This window comes from uncultured Limosilactobacillus sp. (assembly GCF_934202705.1).
GTDB lineage: Bacteria > Bacillota > Bacilli > Lactobacillales > Lactobacillaceae > Limosilactobacillus.
On record NZ_CAKPYE010000001.1, the window covers coordinates 61,599 to 76,819 of the forward strand.

General features: G+C 41.1%; 12 protein-coding genes. 2 read left to right on the forward strand and 10 right to left on the reverse strand.

The window, feature by feature from the left end; translation table 11 throughout:
* Positions 1-16: 16 nt before the first annotated feature.
* From lpdA to Q0C76_RS00315, 10 genes are all read right to left on the reverse strand, one after another.
* A complete protein-coding gene (lpdA, locus tag Q0C76_RS00270; RefSeq protein WP_295728119.1) occupies positions 17-1,423 on the reverse strand; it encodes a dihydrolipoyl dehydrogenase in 1,407 nt (468 codons plus the stop codon).
* A gap of 7 nt (positions 1,424-1,430) precedes the next feature.
* A complete protein-coding gene (locus Q0C76_RS00275) occupies positions 1,431-3,020 on the reverse strand; it encodes a 2-oxo acid dehydrogenase subunit E2 (protein WP_295728122.1) in 1,590 nt (529 codons plus the stop codon).
* Between the two features lie 15 nt (positions 3,021-3,035).
* Positions 3,036-4,013 (reverse strand): alpha-ketoacid dehydrogenase subunit beta, encoded by a 978-nt coding sequence (locus tag Q0C76_RS00280; RefSeq protein WP_295728125.1) that lies wholly within the window; start codon positions 4,011-4,013, stop codon positions 3,036-3,038.
* Between the two features lie 2 nt (positions 4,014-4,015).
* Positions 4,016-5,107, reverse strand: coding sequence for a pyruvate dehydrogenase (acetyl-transferring) E1 component subunit alpha (gene pdhA / locus Q0C76_RS00285; RefSeq protein WP_295728128.1), 1,092 nt, complete (start codon positions 5,105-5,107; stop codon positions 4,016-4,018).
* Positions 5,108-5,380: 273 nt separating this feature from the next.
* Complete coding sequence (locus tag Q0C76_RS00290) at positions 5,381-6,331, reverse strand: DMT family transporter (RefSeq protein WP_295728130.1); 951 nt, start codon at positions 6,329-6,331, stop codon at positions 5,381-5,383.
* A 137-nt stretch (positions 6,332-6,468) separates the two neighbouring features.
* Positions 6,469-7,473 carry a DUF1002 domain-containing protein gene (locus tag Q0C76_RS00295; protein WP_295728133.1) on the reverse strand — a complete coding sequence of 335 codons (1,005 nt, stop codon included), beginning with the start codon at positions 7,471-7,473 and terminating at the stop codon, positions 6,469-6,471.
* A 94-nt stretch (positions 7,474-7,567) separates the two neighbouring features.
* Positions 7,568-8,296, reverse strand: a complete 729-nt coding sequence (locus Q0C76_RS00300) for a DnaD domain-containing protein (protein ID WP_295728135.1) — start codon at positions 8,294-8,296, stop codon at positions 7,568-7,570.
* Positions 8,297-8,366: 70 nt separating this feature from the next.
* Complete coding sequence (gene asnS, locus Q0C76_RS00305) at positions 8,367-9,665, reverse strand: asparagine--tRNA ligase (RefSeq protein WP_295728137.1); 1,299 nt, start codon at positions 9,663-9,665, stop codon at positions 8,367-8,369.
* A 21-nt stretch (positions 9,666-9,686) separates the two neighbouring features.
* Complete coding sequence (locus tag Q0C76_RS00310; protein WP_295728139.1) at positions 9,687-10,205, reverse strand: DUF5590 domain-containing protein; 519 nt, start codon at positions 10,203-10,205, stop codon at positions 9,687-9,689.
* Between the two features lie 47 nt (positions 10,206-10,252).
* Positions 10,253-13,093, reverse strand: a complete 2,841-nt coding sequence (locus Q0C76_RS00315) for a helicase C-terminal domain-containing protein (RefSeq protein ID WP_295728141.1) — start codon at positions 13,091-13,093, stop codon at positions 10,253-10,255.
* Positions 13,094-13,290: 197 nt separating this feature from the next.
* Between Q0C76_RS00315 and mvk the strand changes: the two genes are divergently transcribed.
* Together mvk and mvaD are read left to right on the forward strand one after the other, a co-directional pair.
* The gene (gene mvk / locus Q0C76_RS00320) at positions 13,291-14,238 is read left to right on the forward strand and encodes a mevalonate kinase (protein WP_295728144.1); all 948 of its coding nucleotides are present in this window, start codon (positions 13,291-13,293) and stop codon (positions 14,236-14,238) included.
* Positions 14,235-15,203: a diphosphomevalonate decarboxylase gene (gene mvaD, locus Q0C76_RS00325; RefSeq protein WP_295728146.1), complete on the forward strand. Its 969-nt coding sequence runs from the start codon at positions 14,235-14,237 to the stop codon at positions 15,201-15,203. The genes mvk and mvaD overlap by 4 nt, the downstream gene beginning before the upstream one ends.
* The last annotated feature ends 18 nt before the right edge of the window (positions 15,204-15,221 follow it).

The following is a 15,221-nucleotide window of genomic DNA, read 5'->3' on the forward strand; positions in this document are numbered from 1 at the left end:
CTCTTCCCTTTTTTAATTAAATATTCGTTGGCATTCCTAAACCTACATCAGAACAGTCCATAATTGCCTCCGAAAGCGATGGATGCGGATGAACAGTCAATGCAATATCTTCGACTGTGGCCCCTGATTCAATTGCCAACGTTAATTCGCTAATCAAGTCGGAAGCGTCGGCCCCCACAATTTGTGCCCCCACAATTTGTGATTCAGCTTTTGTAAAGACCAGTCGCACAAAACCAGCTGGTGAATGCATTGAAACTGCCCGACCATTGGCTGAAAATGGGAACTTCGCTGACTTAACATTCAATCCTTGTTCCTTAGCTTCAGCGACAGTTAAGCCAGTTGTCGCAATTTCTGGATCAACATAGCAGACTGCTGGCATCGCTCGATAATCAACCACCGACTTCTGACCGGCAATCGCTTCTGCGGCAACTTTTCCTTCATAGCTAGCTTTATGTGCGAGGGCCGCTCCTGCAACCACATCACCAATTGCGAAGATATTTTTGATATTTGTCCGGCCCTGAACATCGACCTTAATTAATCCACGTTGATCAGTTTCAATTCCAACCTGTTCTAATCCAAGATCCTTCGTATTTGGTTTCCGACCAACAGCGACACAGACTTCGTCAGCGTTCACAGTTTGTTCCTGGTCGTTAAGTGTATATGTAACCGTTACCTGTGATTCATCATCAACTGCGGATTTAGCCATTGCGTTAGTCACAATGGTAACCCCACGTTTCTCAAGATTTGATTGGGCAACCTTAACGACATCCTTTTCATAATTTCGGAGGATTGCGTCAGTGCCTTCTAAAATTGTGACATGCGTCCCAAAGTTTGCATAGGCGGATGCTAACTCACAACCAATATAGCCACCGCCAATGATAATTAATTCTTTAGGCTTTTCTTTTAACTCTAGTAACCCAGTTGAGTCAATAATCCGCCCAGCAAACTTGAAACCAGGGATTTCGATTGGATGACTACCTGTTGCAATAATCAGGTTCTTAAAAGTGTACGTCTGAGCACGATCTCCTTGAATCACCCGTAGACTATTCTGATCCTTCAAAAAGGCACGACCGTGCAAAACATCTATCTTGTTTTTCTTAAATAAATATGCGACACCATTTGTCATCCGTTGAACAACCGACCCACGATAGTCTTGGACTTTTGACCAATCTAGGCTAATATTACCAGTACCAATACCCTCATTTGAAGAATTAAGCGCTGTTTGATAATCATGTGAAACCTGAATTAAAGCCTTTGATGGAATACAGCCAACCCGAAGGCAAACTCCACCAAGCTGGTCATTCTCTTCGATAACCGTAACTTTCTGTCCCAATTCAGCAGCATGGACCGCTGCTACATATCCGCCAGGTCCGGAGCCAATTACAACTGTGTCTAAATCTATTGGAAAATCACCGACAACCATGATTTAATCATCCTTCCATTAACAGTAGTTCTGGGTCTGCTAGTAACTCTTTCAAACGATTCATTGCTCGTTGTGCGGTTCCACCATCAATGATACGGTGATCTACTGCCAGTGAAAGTTTGAGCACTTTGGCAATTTTAATTTGATTATTTTCAACAACTGGTTCTGGGGAGATTTTGCCCATTCCTAAAATTGCCACTTCTGGCCAGTTAATCAAAGGAGTGAAGAATCCGCCACCAATGGAACCAATGTTAGTAATTGACATCCCAGTGTGTCCCATATCGTCAGCACTCAGCTTGCCATCCTTTGCCTTCGCAGTATTGGCCGAAATTTCTTTAGCAATCGCAAATAAGCTTAGTGAGTCGGCGTGCTTAATGTTTGGGACAAACAATCCACGATCGGTATCTGTTGCAATACCAACATTAATATAATTACGATAACTAATCACATGTTTATCCATATCAACGGTCGCATTAAAAACAGGAAATTCCTTCATGATGACCGCAAGCGCTTTCGTCATGTAAGCCATAAATGTTAAATGAACGTTATGCTTTTTAGCCAATTCTTTGTATTTTTTCCGATGATCCCAAAGCTTATCAACATTAACTTCATCGAAGAGGTGAATCATTGGGATTTCGGTTGAAGATTTAATCATCGCCTTAGCGGTTGCTTTCCGAACCGGTGTCATCTTCTCATCATGGGTTGGCCAAGTATTATCATCGCTAACGGGGGGTGCAGAAGCTGGAGCAGGTTGTTGACCGCTAGTGACCGGCTTAGGCGATGTCATGAACGCTTCAACATCACTCTTTAAAATTTGACCATGCCGACCAGTTCCCTTGACAGACGCCAGAGTAACATCGTGATCTCGCGCAAACTTACGCACCGCTGGCATTGCTAAAACGGGAACTGAGTGATCTGCAGCCTTAGGTGAATTAGCAACAGAATGACTGCTGGTAGTAGTTGCTGATGAAGCATTGGGCTTGCTTGCGGACGTACTTTGCCCAGTAACGTTGCCTAGCCCTTTGGCCACCGCCAACTTAACTAATGGTTGACCAACTGAAGCAGTTTCATCTGGTTGAACCAAAATTTCCGTCACCGTACCGTCAACAGGTGATGGTAATTCTTCAACAGACTTATCATTTTCAATTTGCACAAGGTCATCATCTTTTTTAATTGAATCACCAACTTGAACGTGCCATTCACCAACAGTACCTTCAGCAATCCCTTCACCAATATCTGGTAGCTTAAATTCATAAATCTCGTGTTCACTAGAGTCATTGTCACTAGACTTTGATGCCGAGTTAACCGGTTCTTTTGCAACGGCGTCATTAGTGTCCACATTGCCAAGCCCATCAGCAACCGTCATTTCAACTAATGGTTGACCAACTGAAGCAGTTTCATCTGGTTGAACTAAGATTTTATCAATTGTTCCATCAACTGGTGATGGTAGTTCTTCAACGGACTTATCATTTTCGATTTGAACTAAATCTTCATCCTTCTTGATTGAATCACCTTCCTGAACGTGCCATTCACCGACGGTACCTTCAGCAATCCCTTCACCAATATCTGGCAATTTAAATTGGTACTTATCACTCATTCTTTGTTCACCTCATTAAAAATTAACCGTTTCCTTAACGGCTTTAATAATATCTTGCGTATTTGGTAGCCATACCGATTCCCCTTGGCTAAATGGATATGGCGTATCTGGTGCAGCAACTCGCTTAATTGGTGCATCTAGTGAAAGGATTCCTTGTTCAGCAATTAACGCTGCCACTTGGGCACTAACGCCAGCTTGTTTTTGTGCTTCTTGGACCAGAACAACTTTCCCCGTCTTCTTAACAGAGGATAAAATAGTATCTTCATCTAGTGGAGCAATGGTTCGAAGGTCAACAACTTCAGCATTGATTCCATCCTTAGCAAGTTGATCAGCTGCTTTGAGACTTGCTTGAACCATGTAACCATAGCTAATAATTGATACATCATTGCCTTCGCGTTTAACCGCTGCTTTATCCAATGGAACCGTGTAGGCATCATCAGGCACTTCTTCCTTCATAGAACGATACAGTTTCATATGTTCAAGATAAATCACCGGATCATCTGAACGAATGGATGAAATTAATAACCCTTTAGCATCATACGGACCACTTGGGACAACCACCCGCAGTCCAGGAACTTGAGCCACAAGTCCTTCGAAACTGTCGGAGTGCAGTTCTGGTGTATGAACTCCGCCACCAAACGGTGTCCGAATAGTCACTGGATACTTACGTGATCCACCCATTCGGAACCGTTCACGAGCCAGTTGACCAGCAATTTGATCAAATGCTTCAAATACAAAGCCCATAAACTGAATTTCCGGAACCGGACGGAATCCTTGCATCGCTAATCCGTTCGCCAAACCGATAATTCCAGACTCCGCTAATGGCGTATCATAAACTCGATCATTACCATACTTAGCTTGCAAACCTTCTGTTGCTCTGAAAACACCACCGTTCTTACCAACATCTTCACCAAAAATTTGCACATGATCATCATGAGCCAGTTCTTCGTCTAGGGCGTTGGTAATTGCTTTAATCATTGTTAATTTTGCCATGATTACTTGCCCTCCTTAGTTGCGTATTCATCAATTTGTTTTTGAATTGCTGGTGGTGTTTCAATAAATTCATTCTTCAAGTATTCTGTAACTGATTCTGCTGGTTGTGATTCAACTTCACGAATTGCATCGTCAATTTCCGCTTCAACTTCTTGTTCGTAGGTAGCTTCTTGTTTTTGACTCCAAAGTCCTTTGCCCGTTAAGAACTTTCGCATTCTAGTTAACGGATCCTTAGCATGCCAAGCATCTTCTTCTTCCTGCGTCCGATAACGTTTTGGATCATCACCTGAAAGGGTGTGTGGTCCATAACGGTAAGTCAATGTTTCAAGCATTACCGGACCATTCCCAGCAAGAATATAATCACGAGCTTGTCGAGCAGCAGTATAAACCGCCAAAGCATCCATCCCATCAACAACAATCCCCGGAATGCCAACAGCAACTGCCTTTTGCGCTAACACTGGTGCCGCAGTTTGTAATTCCCGTGGAACAGAAATTGCGTAAAGGTTATTTTGAACTATAAATAAGGCTGGTGCATGAAAGGCTCCGGCAAAATTCATCCCTTCATAGAAGTCCCCCTGGGAAGTTCCACCGTCACCAGTATAGGTATAAGCCAAGGCCTTGGTTCCTTTCTTCTTTAATCCTAAAGCTACACCAGCAGTTTGCACATACTGCGCGCCAATGATGATTTGTGGTGGCATAGCGTTTAATTCTGCTTCATATTTGTTACCATTAACCATTCCCTTGGACCACATGAACGCCTTAGCCAACGGTAGACCATGCTTAACTAATTCAGGAACATCACGGTAACCACCAAGCAGGTAATCATCCTTGCTCATCGCATAGTTTGAAGCCATTTGACTAGCTTCTTCTCCTGCGGTTGGTGCAAAAAAGCCTAACCGCCCTTGCCGATTGAGTTTGGTAGTTCGATCATCAATGATTCGTGACCAAATCATTTGCTTGAAAAGATCAACTAATTGATCGTCTGTTAAACTAGGCATCATATCTGGATTAACAACTTCCCCATTCTCATTTAACACTTGGAGTGTTTGATATTGTGGAGTATGCTTCAATTTTTCAAAATCTAATTGAGCCATATGCTTACACTTCCTTAATAATTGACAATTCTGTTAACGCTTACATAGTGTATTTTACCCCTTTTTTTATATTATTCAATTTTGTGTACATTTACACGGTCATTATTGTGCATGAACTTCTTGACCGTTACTGTTAAATCAGCACTGTAAATTGAAGCTGATTTTATGGTCTGTCAGCTTGCTCATTTGTAAACTTTCGTACCAATTTGTGATTTGATTTAACAAAAGATAAAAAATAAGCGATCTGATAACCAGACCGCTTTATAAAAGTACTTAGTAATGAATATCAACTTCATCTGAATTTAAATCTGGGGCGACCGCCGTATTTTCTCGTCGTCCTCGCTGCAAAATATAAATGGCCACAATCACAATCAAAATGCCGAGCGCTTCCACCCAATTCATATTGAGGTGGAAAAAAATCACACTCAAAATGCTGGTCGTGATGGGTTGGGCTGCATCCATAATACTAATGACATCAGAAGGTGCTATCCGTGAAGCATAAAGCAACATTCCAAATGGAATGATTGTGCCAAAAAGCATGACCGTAGCGACAGATGATACTAGCGTCACGGTCATGTGTGGGGGGGTAACCCAAAACGGCCGGATACAATTAAATAAAATTCCAGCAATCATTGTTCCCCAGCCAAGGACAACGAGAGGAGGATTCTTTTCTGCAGCTTTTTTAGGAAGTACCACATAAAAGGCTGCAGTAATTCCAGAACCAAGTCCCCACATCAACGAAACAAATGGAACCGTTAGGTGAGTCAGATCACCACGCGTAATACAAAGAAAAACTCCAATTAACGCAAGAACAAACGCTAGTAAATCACTCCGCATTGGCATTTTACGTTGGAAAACGACAGACCCGAGAACAATAAAAAGAGGTGATAAATATTGTAAAATCGTAGCTGTTGAAGCGTTTCCTGTTTGAATTGCATAATAAAACGTCAATAAATTAAATGCTAACCCAAAAATTGCGTACGTTAACACAGAAATAAAACTCGTTCGATCCTTAAAGACATTAAATATTTGTCCTCGATACACGCCCGCACTAATAATAAGTAAAATTAGGCCGGTAAAAAAAGTCCGAGTGGATAACATCCATGAAGCAGAAATCGATAGGTTTTGTGAGATCAATTGTAAAACTGTTCCCGAAATTCCCCAACTAAAGGAAGCCATCGCTGCCCACAGAATCCCTTTTCTAACTTGATTATGCTTGGTCAATGTTCATTCTCCTTATTCAAAATAAGTAATATCTTACCATGATTCGCCGATAAAGAAACGTTCCTCAGAAAAAAGTTCACAAAAAAAGCTTTGTCAATCAGATGACAAAGCTTTTTTAAGTTTAATTGTCCAAAATTTTAATTAAACAAAGAGCGAACCCAGGCGGCCAAGCGTTGGAACCAGTTAGTAGCTTGCTGTTCTGCATGCTTTGCTGAATCACTATTTGCCCATTCCTTAGCCTTATTCATCAAGTCTCCACTTGAATTTTTTACATTATTAATAGTGTTGGTGACGTTATTAATGTAAGTCTTACTTGAAGAAATTGGCGAGTTTTGGAAGGTAACTAAAGAATTAGCAATCTTGCTCTGTTGACTTTGCGATGTTTGGTCATTAATTCCCCGCTTTTCCAATGCTTGATTTAACATTTTTTGAATATCCTGCTTAGTTGCTAAATCACCATTACTTTGCTTTTTCTGAGCAATTTGTTTAGAGACATCACCAACCGCTGCCATTAACTTTCCTGCATAGTTCTTATCATCTGAATTAGCATCAATGGCACCCTGAGTAGCATCCATCACAGAATTAGCGGCACTCGTATTCTGCGGATTTAGTTGATGACCGTCGGCAGCAAACGCCTTATAAACTCCAGTTAAGGCTGATTCACCAGATACTGGACGGTTAGCAGTAACGTTAATTGTAATATCGGTTACCCCCGCCATTTGTGCAACCATTGCATACTGCTGGGCAGTTACCTTAGTAATATTAGACTTACCATTATACTTTCGAATATTAACCTTCACTCCGGACCCAGGATCTGTTGGCGCAATTGATACCGATGAGATCATCGCAGCATTGGTCGTTGAAGAATCATTGCCGATGTATTGACGATAATCAGCAGCTGTCGCCGTTAATTTTTTAAATGATGAATCAACGTCCATTGTATCATTTAAGTTACTATAGACGCTTTGTGGTGCGCCAGCACCGTAAACAACATAGGATGATGAAAGTGTCGATGTGCTCGATTGACTAGCTGTACTAGTGGTTTGTTGATCAGCTACGACTGCTTGAGTTGGCATCGTCACTACACCAACCATTGTGGTCGCTAATAGACCTAAAGTAATGATTTTTGTTGTAGTTTTCATTATTTTCCTCCGCTATTTTTGATTACGTTAATTATATCGTACCCATTCATAAAATTATTGAAAGCTACTAATTCTTAAATAATTTTGGGGGAACTTATGATTTATCAGAATCCGCGGGATCAATCTGAAAAATCGGAATTTTTTTGCCTGTTGGATGGTTTTGCTTCTCAGAATTGCTTGAGGTGTAATGGTGTTGTTCATCAAACTGCTTCTGCGCAGCTTTGACTGCTTGTGGTGTCTTCAAATTTTGCCGAGCCCAATTGCTAAGAATGCGATCCATATATTTGAAGTTATATTTACCATTCAAAACTGTCTCCCGTAATGCTAACTTAATCACTTCAATATCATAATGATCCTGATCTAGCCAGTCATTCACCAAACTCATTTCAATTGGATTTAATAAACGGCCAAATTCAGTTTCTAAAGCCGCAAATAATTTTTGCCGCTGATTTTTTGACTGTTGGTGATTAGTCGCAGTTGTTTGGTGCTCGATCAGCCGCCTCAATTTATTCAACAGTGGGGCAAAGTCATACTGCATACTTTCCTTACCATCTGCACTTTTCACCATCTTTTGAACCATTAGTCGGTCCTTAATCATTTGGTTAATTAAGTCATAAACTTGATCTTCACTAGTACCGAGGTGCTTGGCAATCTGGGTTACAGCTGGGTCGCTTTGACCGCGATCAATATAAGAACGTAGTTCAATATACACCATTAGCTCAGCAGTTGACATGCCAATTTCATGGTAATGGTGTAACAATAAATTACTAATTACTGTGCTGCCAGCCGTCACATACTGCTCCATAAACGATTGTGAATCCAACTTGATTGCTCCTTCCTTAGAAAAATAAAACTCCAATGACAATCGAGTTGCCAATGGAGTTTGCGAAAGATTATGGGCGAAGCCGATTAAGCATCCGTGGGAATGGAATGTTTTCACGAATGTGATCCTGCAGGGTCACCCATGAAAGGAAGCGTTCTAGCCCCATTCCAAATCCAGAGTGCGGAACCGTACCATACTTCCGTAAGTCATCGTACCAACCATAGTCTTCTTTGCTTAAACCATTTTCTTCCAATTTAGAAGTGATATATTCGTAATCATATGAACGCTCTGAACCACCAATGATCTCTCCGTAGCCTTCTGGAGCCAGCAAATCAGCACAGATCACCTGCTGGGCATCTTCTGGATCTGTCGGCATGTAAAAAGCCTTAATAGACCGTGGATAATTCTTAATAAAGACTGGTTTATTAAACTGATCTGCCAAGAAAGTTTCTTCCGGTGCCCCAAAATCATCACCATACTTGACATCTAGTCCACCCTTTTGAAGCATTTCAATGGCCTTCTTGTATGTAATCCGTGGATATGGCAACTCAGTAAATGGCTTTAAACTTTCAACAGATCGACCCACCATTTCAAGTTCGGTTGGGCACTTGTCAATTAAATCTTGAATAAGGTAAGCAACATATTGCTCCTGAATTTGTTCGCTTTCTTCTTCGTGACACCATGCCATTTCTGGTTCAATCATCCAGAATTCGGTCATATGACGCCGCGTCTTTGATTTTTCTGCCCGGAAAGTGGGACCCATGGAATAGACCCGTCCCAGAGCCATAGCCCCAGCTTCTTCGTAAAGTTGACCAGATTGAGAAAGGTAGGCATCTTCATCAAAGTAGTCAACGTTAAAAAGTTCAGTTGTCCCTTCCGGAGCACTAGAAGTGAGTAGTGGTGCATCAAATTGCGTAAATCCATGTTTATCAAAAAATTCCATTGTGGAAAGTTTAACTTGACTACGAATCCGCATTAATGCCCATGGTTTACGAGAACGTAACCACAAGTGACGGTGGTCCAGCAAGAAATCAATACCATGTTCCTTGTTACCAATTGGGTAATCTTCACTTGCTCCCACAATTGCTAAATCACTGATATGGATTTCATAACCAAACTTTGATCGCTTGTCCTCAGCAATTTGACCGGTAACAACGAAACTAGTTTCTGGATGAAGGTCATGCTTAGCAGTTTCAAAAGTTTTTTCGTCAACATCATTTTTACGAATAATCCCTTGAAAGAAGCCTGTCCCATCTCTTAACTGAAGAAAGGCAATCTTCCCGCTTGACCGCTTATCAGTTAACCATACACCAATTTTTACCGTTTCTCCGACATGTTGTGGAGCTTGACTGATCGTAATTGTTTCCATTCTTTTCCCCTCACTTCAAAGTTATAAGTTATTAATTTTTTGAACAAACTTTCCGGTATGGAAGTTGATTAAATCATAACATAATGCTCCCTTAGAATTAATATAGGTAACTTCCCAAACAATTCGGTCATTAAAATAACCGGGAGCAGTCCGAATAATTCGCCGCGGTCGTTCACTAGAGCTGACCCTAGCAACTGCCTGTTGGCGATTAATTCCCTTTGACTGGTTAATGATTGTGATATGACCGCCCTTATCGGGAATGATAACCAGAACCTGTTTATTATGTTGATTTTTTCCAGCAACCGTATAGTACGTTCGATCACGATTATAAACGTAGAACCCGGTGGGGTGGTCTACGTGTGCATACTGTTTAGCCATTGAATAAGCCTCATGGCGTGCCTGTCGGCGCGGATGATTGGCAATCGCAAACGAAATCCAACAAACTAAAATTAACACCAAAATCGTTAATACTATCCGGCGAAAAACTCGCATTCCATTGATCCGGTTTTGCTTTTTTTGAACATCTCGCCGACTTTGCATTGTCTTTTCCTTCCTCAGCAATTTAACAACTTTAACATTATAGCAAATTAATCTTCATTTGTATGTTGTTGACGTTGTTTTAAGAATTTTTTTGCTTTTGCTGCAATTTGACTAGTCGGTACTTTTTCCACGACTAAGCCCTTAGGTAAAGCATTAATAATTGTTTGCCCATAACGCCGTTGTGCTAATCGTGAATCCAAAATTGTTGCCACTCCATAATCTTGCGGGGTCCGCAGTAGCCGACCAATTCCTTGACGAATACGAATCGTAGCTTTTGGTAATGCTGAACCATAAAATGGGTTGCGACCCAGTTGCTTCAATAACTGATGTTCTGCTTTTGTAAATGGTTCATCAGGTGAATCAAATGGTAATCTAGTTACGATTAATAATTGTAATTGTTGATTTGGCAAATCAATTCCTTCCCAAAAACTGTTTGCGCCCATCAGAATTGAATTAGTTCCAGTTGCAAACTGTTTCAGCAGTTTTTCACGATTGCCATTGATCCCTTGGGCCAGAATGTCACGCTGGTTAAAAAGATCGGTTTTCCTTAATAATCCATAAACTTGTTCAATGGTTACCAATGAATTAAATAGAATCATAGTCTGGCATTGATTTTCTTGGGCAATTCTATAAATGCTTTTGGCTAAATAATTAATATAAGGATGAGTGTTTTGTTGATTTGGCATTTCAGCATCTGTCGCAATATACAGTCGCGCATTGTTTTGATAATCAAATGCAGACGGGAATCTTTTACTTTTAACATTCTTGGGGTCCAAATCCAATTGCTGATAAAGATAATTAGAGCGTTGCGAAGTAAATAAGGTGGCCCCAACAAACAATTGACGGTAGAAATATGCATAAACATTTTCTCGTAAATAGTGGTTAGCAGCTAGTAGACCACCAGTTAACCGCAATGTGCTTCGCTCACTCGATTGACGGACATTAATCCAGTACACGGCCGCATCATCTTCATCACGTAAATTCTGCACAACCAGTCGAAAATGTTCATCAAGGTGCGCTAAGACCTCCATTTGACTCCCCACTTGATTCATCACGTAACGATCACTGCTCAACCAGGATTCATTTCGTGCATTAAATAAATGTTGTAGTGCGGTAAAATGCAGCTTTAAACTCGCTAAGGCCTGCTCTAATCGAATCATTAACGATTTGTCTGGAGATAATAACTCCAGCAGATCACGATTGTCTACCAATTTCTCTATAAACTCTTCACCATCGTTAATACTGCTTTGTTCCAGCATCCCATATAGCGCCTGCTGAATGTATTCTAACGCTTCACGAAATTCATGGAGATCAGAGCGCATTAATTCAAGATTATACTGTCCAAGTGGTAACTTTTGGAAGAGCTTCGCTAGTCCTTGCTCATTTTCATCTTCGGTTAAGCTTTGGAGCTGGTTAACCGCCACGGCTGCTCGCGGGAAACTAATCTCATCGCGTGAATTTCGCAAAACACTCTGGCTCAAATGTTGAGCTTCATCGATAACCAAATATGTCAATGGACTAGTTGCCCCAAGTTCTTGAGCATGAGCTACTAAATAAGAATGGTTAGTCACGATCACATTTGCCAACGATAGCTTTTTTTGTCGACGCACAAGAAAGTCAAACCGATATAAAGGATCATCCTTTGATAGCGAAGCAATTCCATGATGACGAATTTCGGTAAAAAATGGGGAACGTTGTGAATTCAAATTTAATTCATCTAAATCACCAGTAGTGGTTTGAAGCAGCCACACCAAAATTTGTGCTTTAATCATTTGAACAAGTTGCGAATCATCGTGAACACTTAATGAGTGAACAAACTTACTTAAATTTAAGTAGTGAGCACTCCCTTTAACCATTACTGCAGTCATGTTAAAGGGCAATACTTGGTTTAACTGCTCCATTGGCTTTGCGATGAGCTGTTCTTGTAAAATATTGGTAGCAGTGCTGATCACAATTTTATGCTGCGGATAAGTTAAATAACTTAAGGGTAAGAGGTACCCAAGAGTCTTCCCCATTCCGGTACCGGCTTCAATAACTAATTGGTTATTTCCTGAACGACTAAAGTGATTGTAAATCGCATTCATCATTTTTGACTGAAGCGGTCGATATTCAAGATAATGACTAAATAAGCGCTGCTTTTGCCGTTTTAATCGGGGATAATGGATAGATTGAGCTGACTCAACCGCAATTGGTCGTTCCTTATGTAACGCAATTCCGCCACTAATAAAAAGATCGTTAGCTAACGCCAGCGGATGCTGTGCGCGTCGATCTAATTCTCTTTGAAAAAGGCGCGCCGTTTGAAACGGTAAATTCATTTCCATTTCCACTAGTTTTTTGAGAGTCACCGTTGGTAATTGCTTTAATTTGGTAAGTAAATCATTTAAAAGCACTCCAGTAGCTTCAGCATCAGAAACAGCACTATGCGGGTGATCATGTTCAATCTTGAGGTAACTGGTAAGATCCCGCAGGCGGTAACTTTTAGCAGTGGGCATTAAAATTTGACTGAGCGTCACAGTATCAATCGCAGAAATTCTTAATGGATCCCTGCCAACACGTTCTAATTCATGGTTTAGAAATGGAAAGTCGAAATTGACATTATGAGCAACAAAAATTGTGCCACTCAAGAGGCTTTCAACAGTTGGTGCGACATCTTCTAGCAATGGTGCTTTTCGAACATCCTTATCAGTGATGCCCGTTAACTGTTGAACACTGCGGGGAATTTTCATCAACGGATTGATCCGTGTTTCAAAATGGTTAATAATTTGCCCCTCTTGAATCATCACTAATCCAATTTGAATAATTCGATCACCATTCTTAAAACTGGTTCCAGTAGTTTCTAAATCAACAACAGAATAAATTGGTTGTCGTTGCCTAGTTTTCATGGTCATAATCACCTACGATTAAAAATTATTACGTGGGATTGCCACTCTCCGTAAATAAGTATCTTTTCTTATCATACTATGGAACCCATCACTTGACCATTAGTAATGAAACATTAAGGTTCCACAAAGATTCGGCGTCTGAATGAAAATAATGGTAAAATGGTGATTGGACTTTTTTGAGAAAGCAGGTCGATGTTCTTACCATGCAAAAAAAAGGAATCGGTAATAGTCATGCAAAAATTATCTTAATGGGCGAACATAGTGTCGTATATGGTCAACCAGCAATTGCGCTTCCGCTCGCCAACATAACAACGAAGGTGATGATAACTGCAAATGACAATCACCAACAATTGGTAAAAAGCCGTTATTTTAATGGACTGCTGACTAATCTTCCAGAAAAAATGAACGGGATCAGCGAGCTCATTAACAAATTAATGAATCATTTTGATGGGCACCAAGATGGTTGGACGATGGAGATTGTTAGTGATATTCCTGCAGAACGCGGGATGGGTTCCTCAGCTGCGTGTGCTGTAGCCATCATTCGAGCAATGTTTGACTATTATGATGAACCCATTGATCGAAAAGCATTATTAAAATGGGCAGATGTCGAAGAAAAAATTACCCACCGCAGTCCTAGTGGCCTCGATGCTGCCACCGTAAGTTCAAATAAACCAGTCTGGTTTAAAAAGGGAGCAAAGGGAACGCCGATTAAATTAGATTTAGATGCAACAATGGTAATTGCAGATACCGGAATTAAAGGTGCTACTCGTGAAGCAATTAATACCGTCAAAGAGAAACTACTTCGACAGCCAGAAATGACAAATACATTACTAAATCAGCTTGGTCGGTTGACGGAAGAAAGTCGAATTGCCGTGTCAAATAACCAAGCAGTCGTGCTCGGTAAAAAACTAACTGCCGCTCATCATGCACTTGACCAGCTCGGGGTAAGTGATCTAAAGCTGAATCAATTAGTAAAAGTTGCAATAGCTCATCATGCACTTGGTGCCAAGTTAACTGGTGGTGGACGTGGCGGGTGCATGTTTGCCATCACACAATCCGCTTTAGGGGCTCGTAAAATCGCCAGCATCTTAAAAGAGCATGGGGCAACCGCAACCTGGATCCAGCCATTTAATAAAGGGGACATATCATGAAAGCAAGCGCACGCGCTCATACCAACATTGCTTTAGTTAAGTATTGGGGGAAAAAAGATCAACAATTGATCATCCCACAAACAGACTCATTGTCATTAACGCTCGATAAATTCTATACTGATACAACCGTTGAATTTAATAATCATTTAAAACAAGACCAATTGATAATTGATGGTCAACCAATCGCTACAAATAAACTTAGTAAAGTAACCAGGGTTTTAGATCAAGTTCGTTCGTTAAGTCAGCACCCTCAATTTGCTAAAATTAATTCATATAATCACGTTCCAATGGCAGCTGGGCTTGCCTCCTCCGCATCAGCATTTGCGGCACTGGCTTTGGCAGCCAGCAGCGCTGCCGGTCTTCACCTATCTCCCCGAGAGCTTTCCCGCCTTGCCCGTCGCGGTTCTGGATCAGCAACCCGTTCCATTTTTGGCGGTTTAGTTCAGTGGCACGCAGGCAGTGATGATGCTAGTTCTTACGCTGAGCCCATCATTGAACACGTTAATTTTGGAATCGAAATGCTGGCCATTTTGATTGATACGAAACAAAAAAAGGTGCCTAGTCGTGGTGGCATGCAATTATCAGTTACCACTTCCCCATTTTATCCAGCTTGGACCAAAATTGTTGCACAGGATATGATAGCAATGAAAACCGCCATCCAACACCATGACATTCAACAAATTGGTCATATTGCTGAGGAAAACGCCATGCGGATGCATGCGTTAACATTGTCTGCAGACCCAGCCTTTACCTATTTTAATGGCGGAACCATTAAAGCAATCAACTTAATCAAAGGCTTGCGTGAACAAGGTTTAAACTGCTATTATACGATGGACGCAGGTCCGAACGTCAAAGTTATCTATGATCGGCAGGATCGCCAACGAATTATTAATCAACTTGCTCCAGTGTTTGGTCAAGACCATCTGATCGTAGCTCAACCAGGTCCTGGAGCACATTTAATCTAAATTTGGGAAGGTATTTCA

Excerpts from the sequence above, each read along its gene's own strand:
- lpdA (WP_295728119.1), bottom strand. The coding sequence starts at position 1,423 with ATGGTTGTCGGTGATTTTCCAATAGATTTAGACACAGTTGTAATTGGC.
- mvk (WP_295728144.1), top strand. The coding sequence starts at position 13,291 with ATGCAAAAAAAAGGAATCGGTAATAGTCATGCAAAAATTATCTTAATG.
- Q0C76_RS00275 (WP_295728122.1), bottom strand. The coding sequence starts at position 3,020 with ATGAGTGATAAGTACCAATTTAAATTGCCAGATATTGGTGAAGGGATT.
- Q0C76_RS00315 (WP_295728141.1), bottom strand. The coding sequence starts at position 13,093 with ATGACCATGAAAACTAGGCAACGACAACCAATTTATTCTGTTGTTGAT.
- Q0C76_RS00280 (WP_295728125.1), bottom strand. The coding sequence starts at position 4,013 with ATGGCAAAATTAACAATGATTAAAGCAATTACCAACGCCCTAGACGAA.
- asnS (WP_295728137.1), bottom strand. The coding sequence starts at position 9,665 with ATGGAAACAATTACGATCAGTCAAGCTCCACAACATGTCGGAGAAACG.
- mvaD (WP_295728146.1), top strand. The coding sequence starts at position 14,235 with ATGAAAGCAAGCGCACGCGCTCATACCAACATTGCTTTAGTTAAGTAT.
- pdhA (WP_295728128.1), bottom strand. The coding sequence starts at position 5,107 with ATGGCTCAATTAGATTTTGAAAAATTGAAGCATACTCCACAATATCAA.
- Q0C76_RS00295 (WP_295728133.1), bottom strand. The coding sequence starts at position 7,473 with ATGAAAACTACAACAAAAATCATTACTTTAGGTCTATTAGCGACCACA.
- Q0C76_RS00310 (WP_295728139.1), bottom strand. The coding sequence starts at position 10,205 with ATGCAAAGTCGGCGAGATGTTCAAAAAAAGCAAAACCGGATCAATGGA.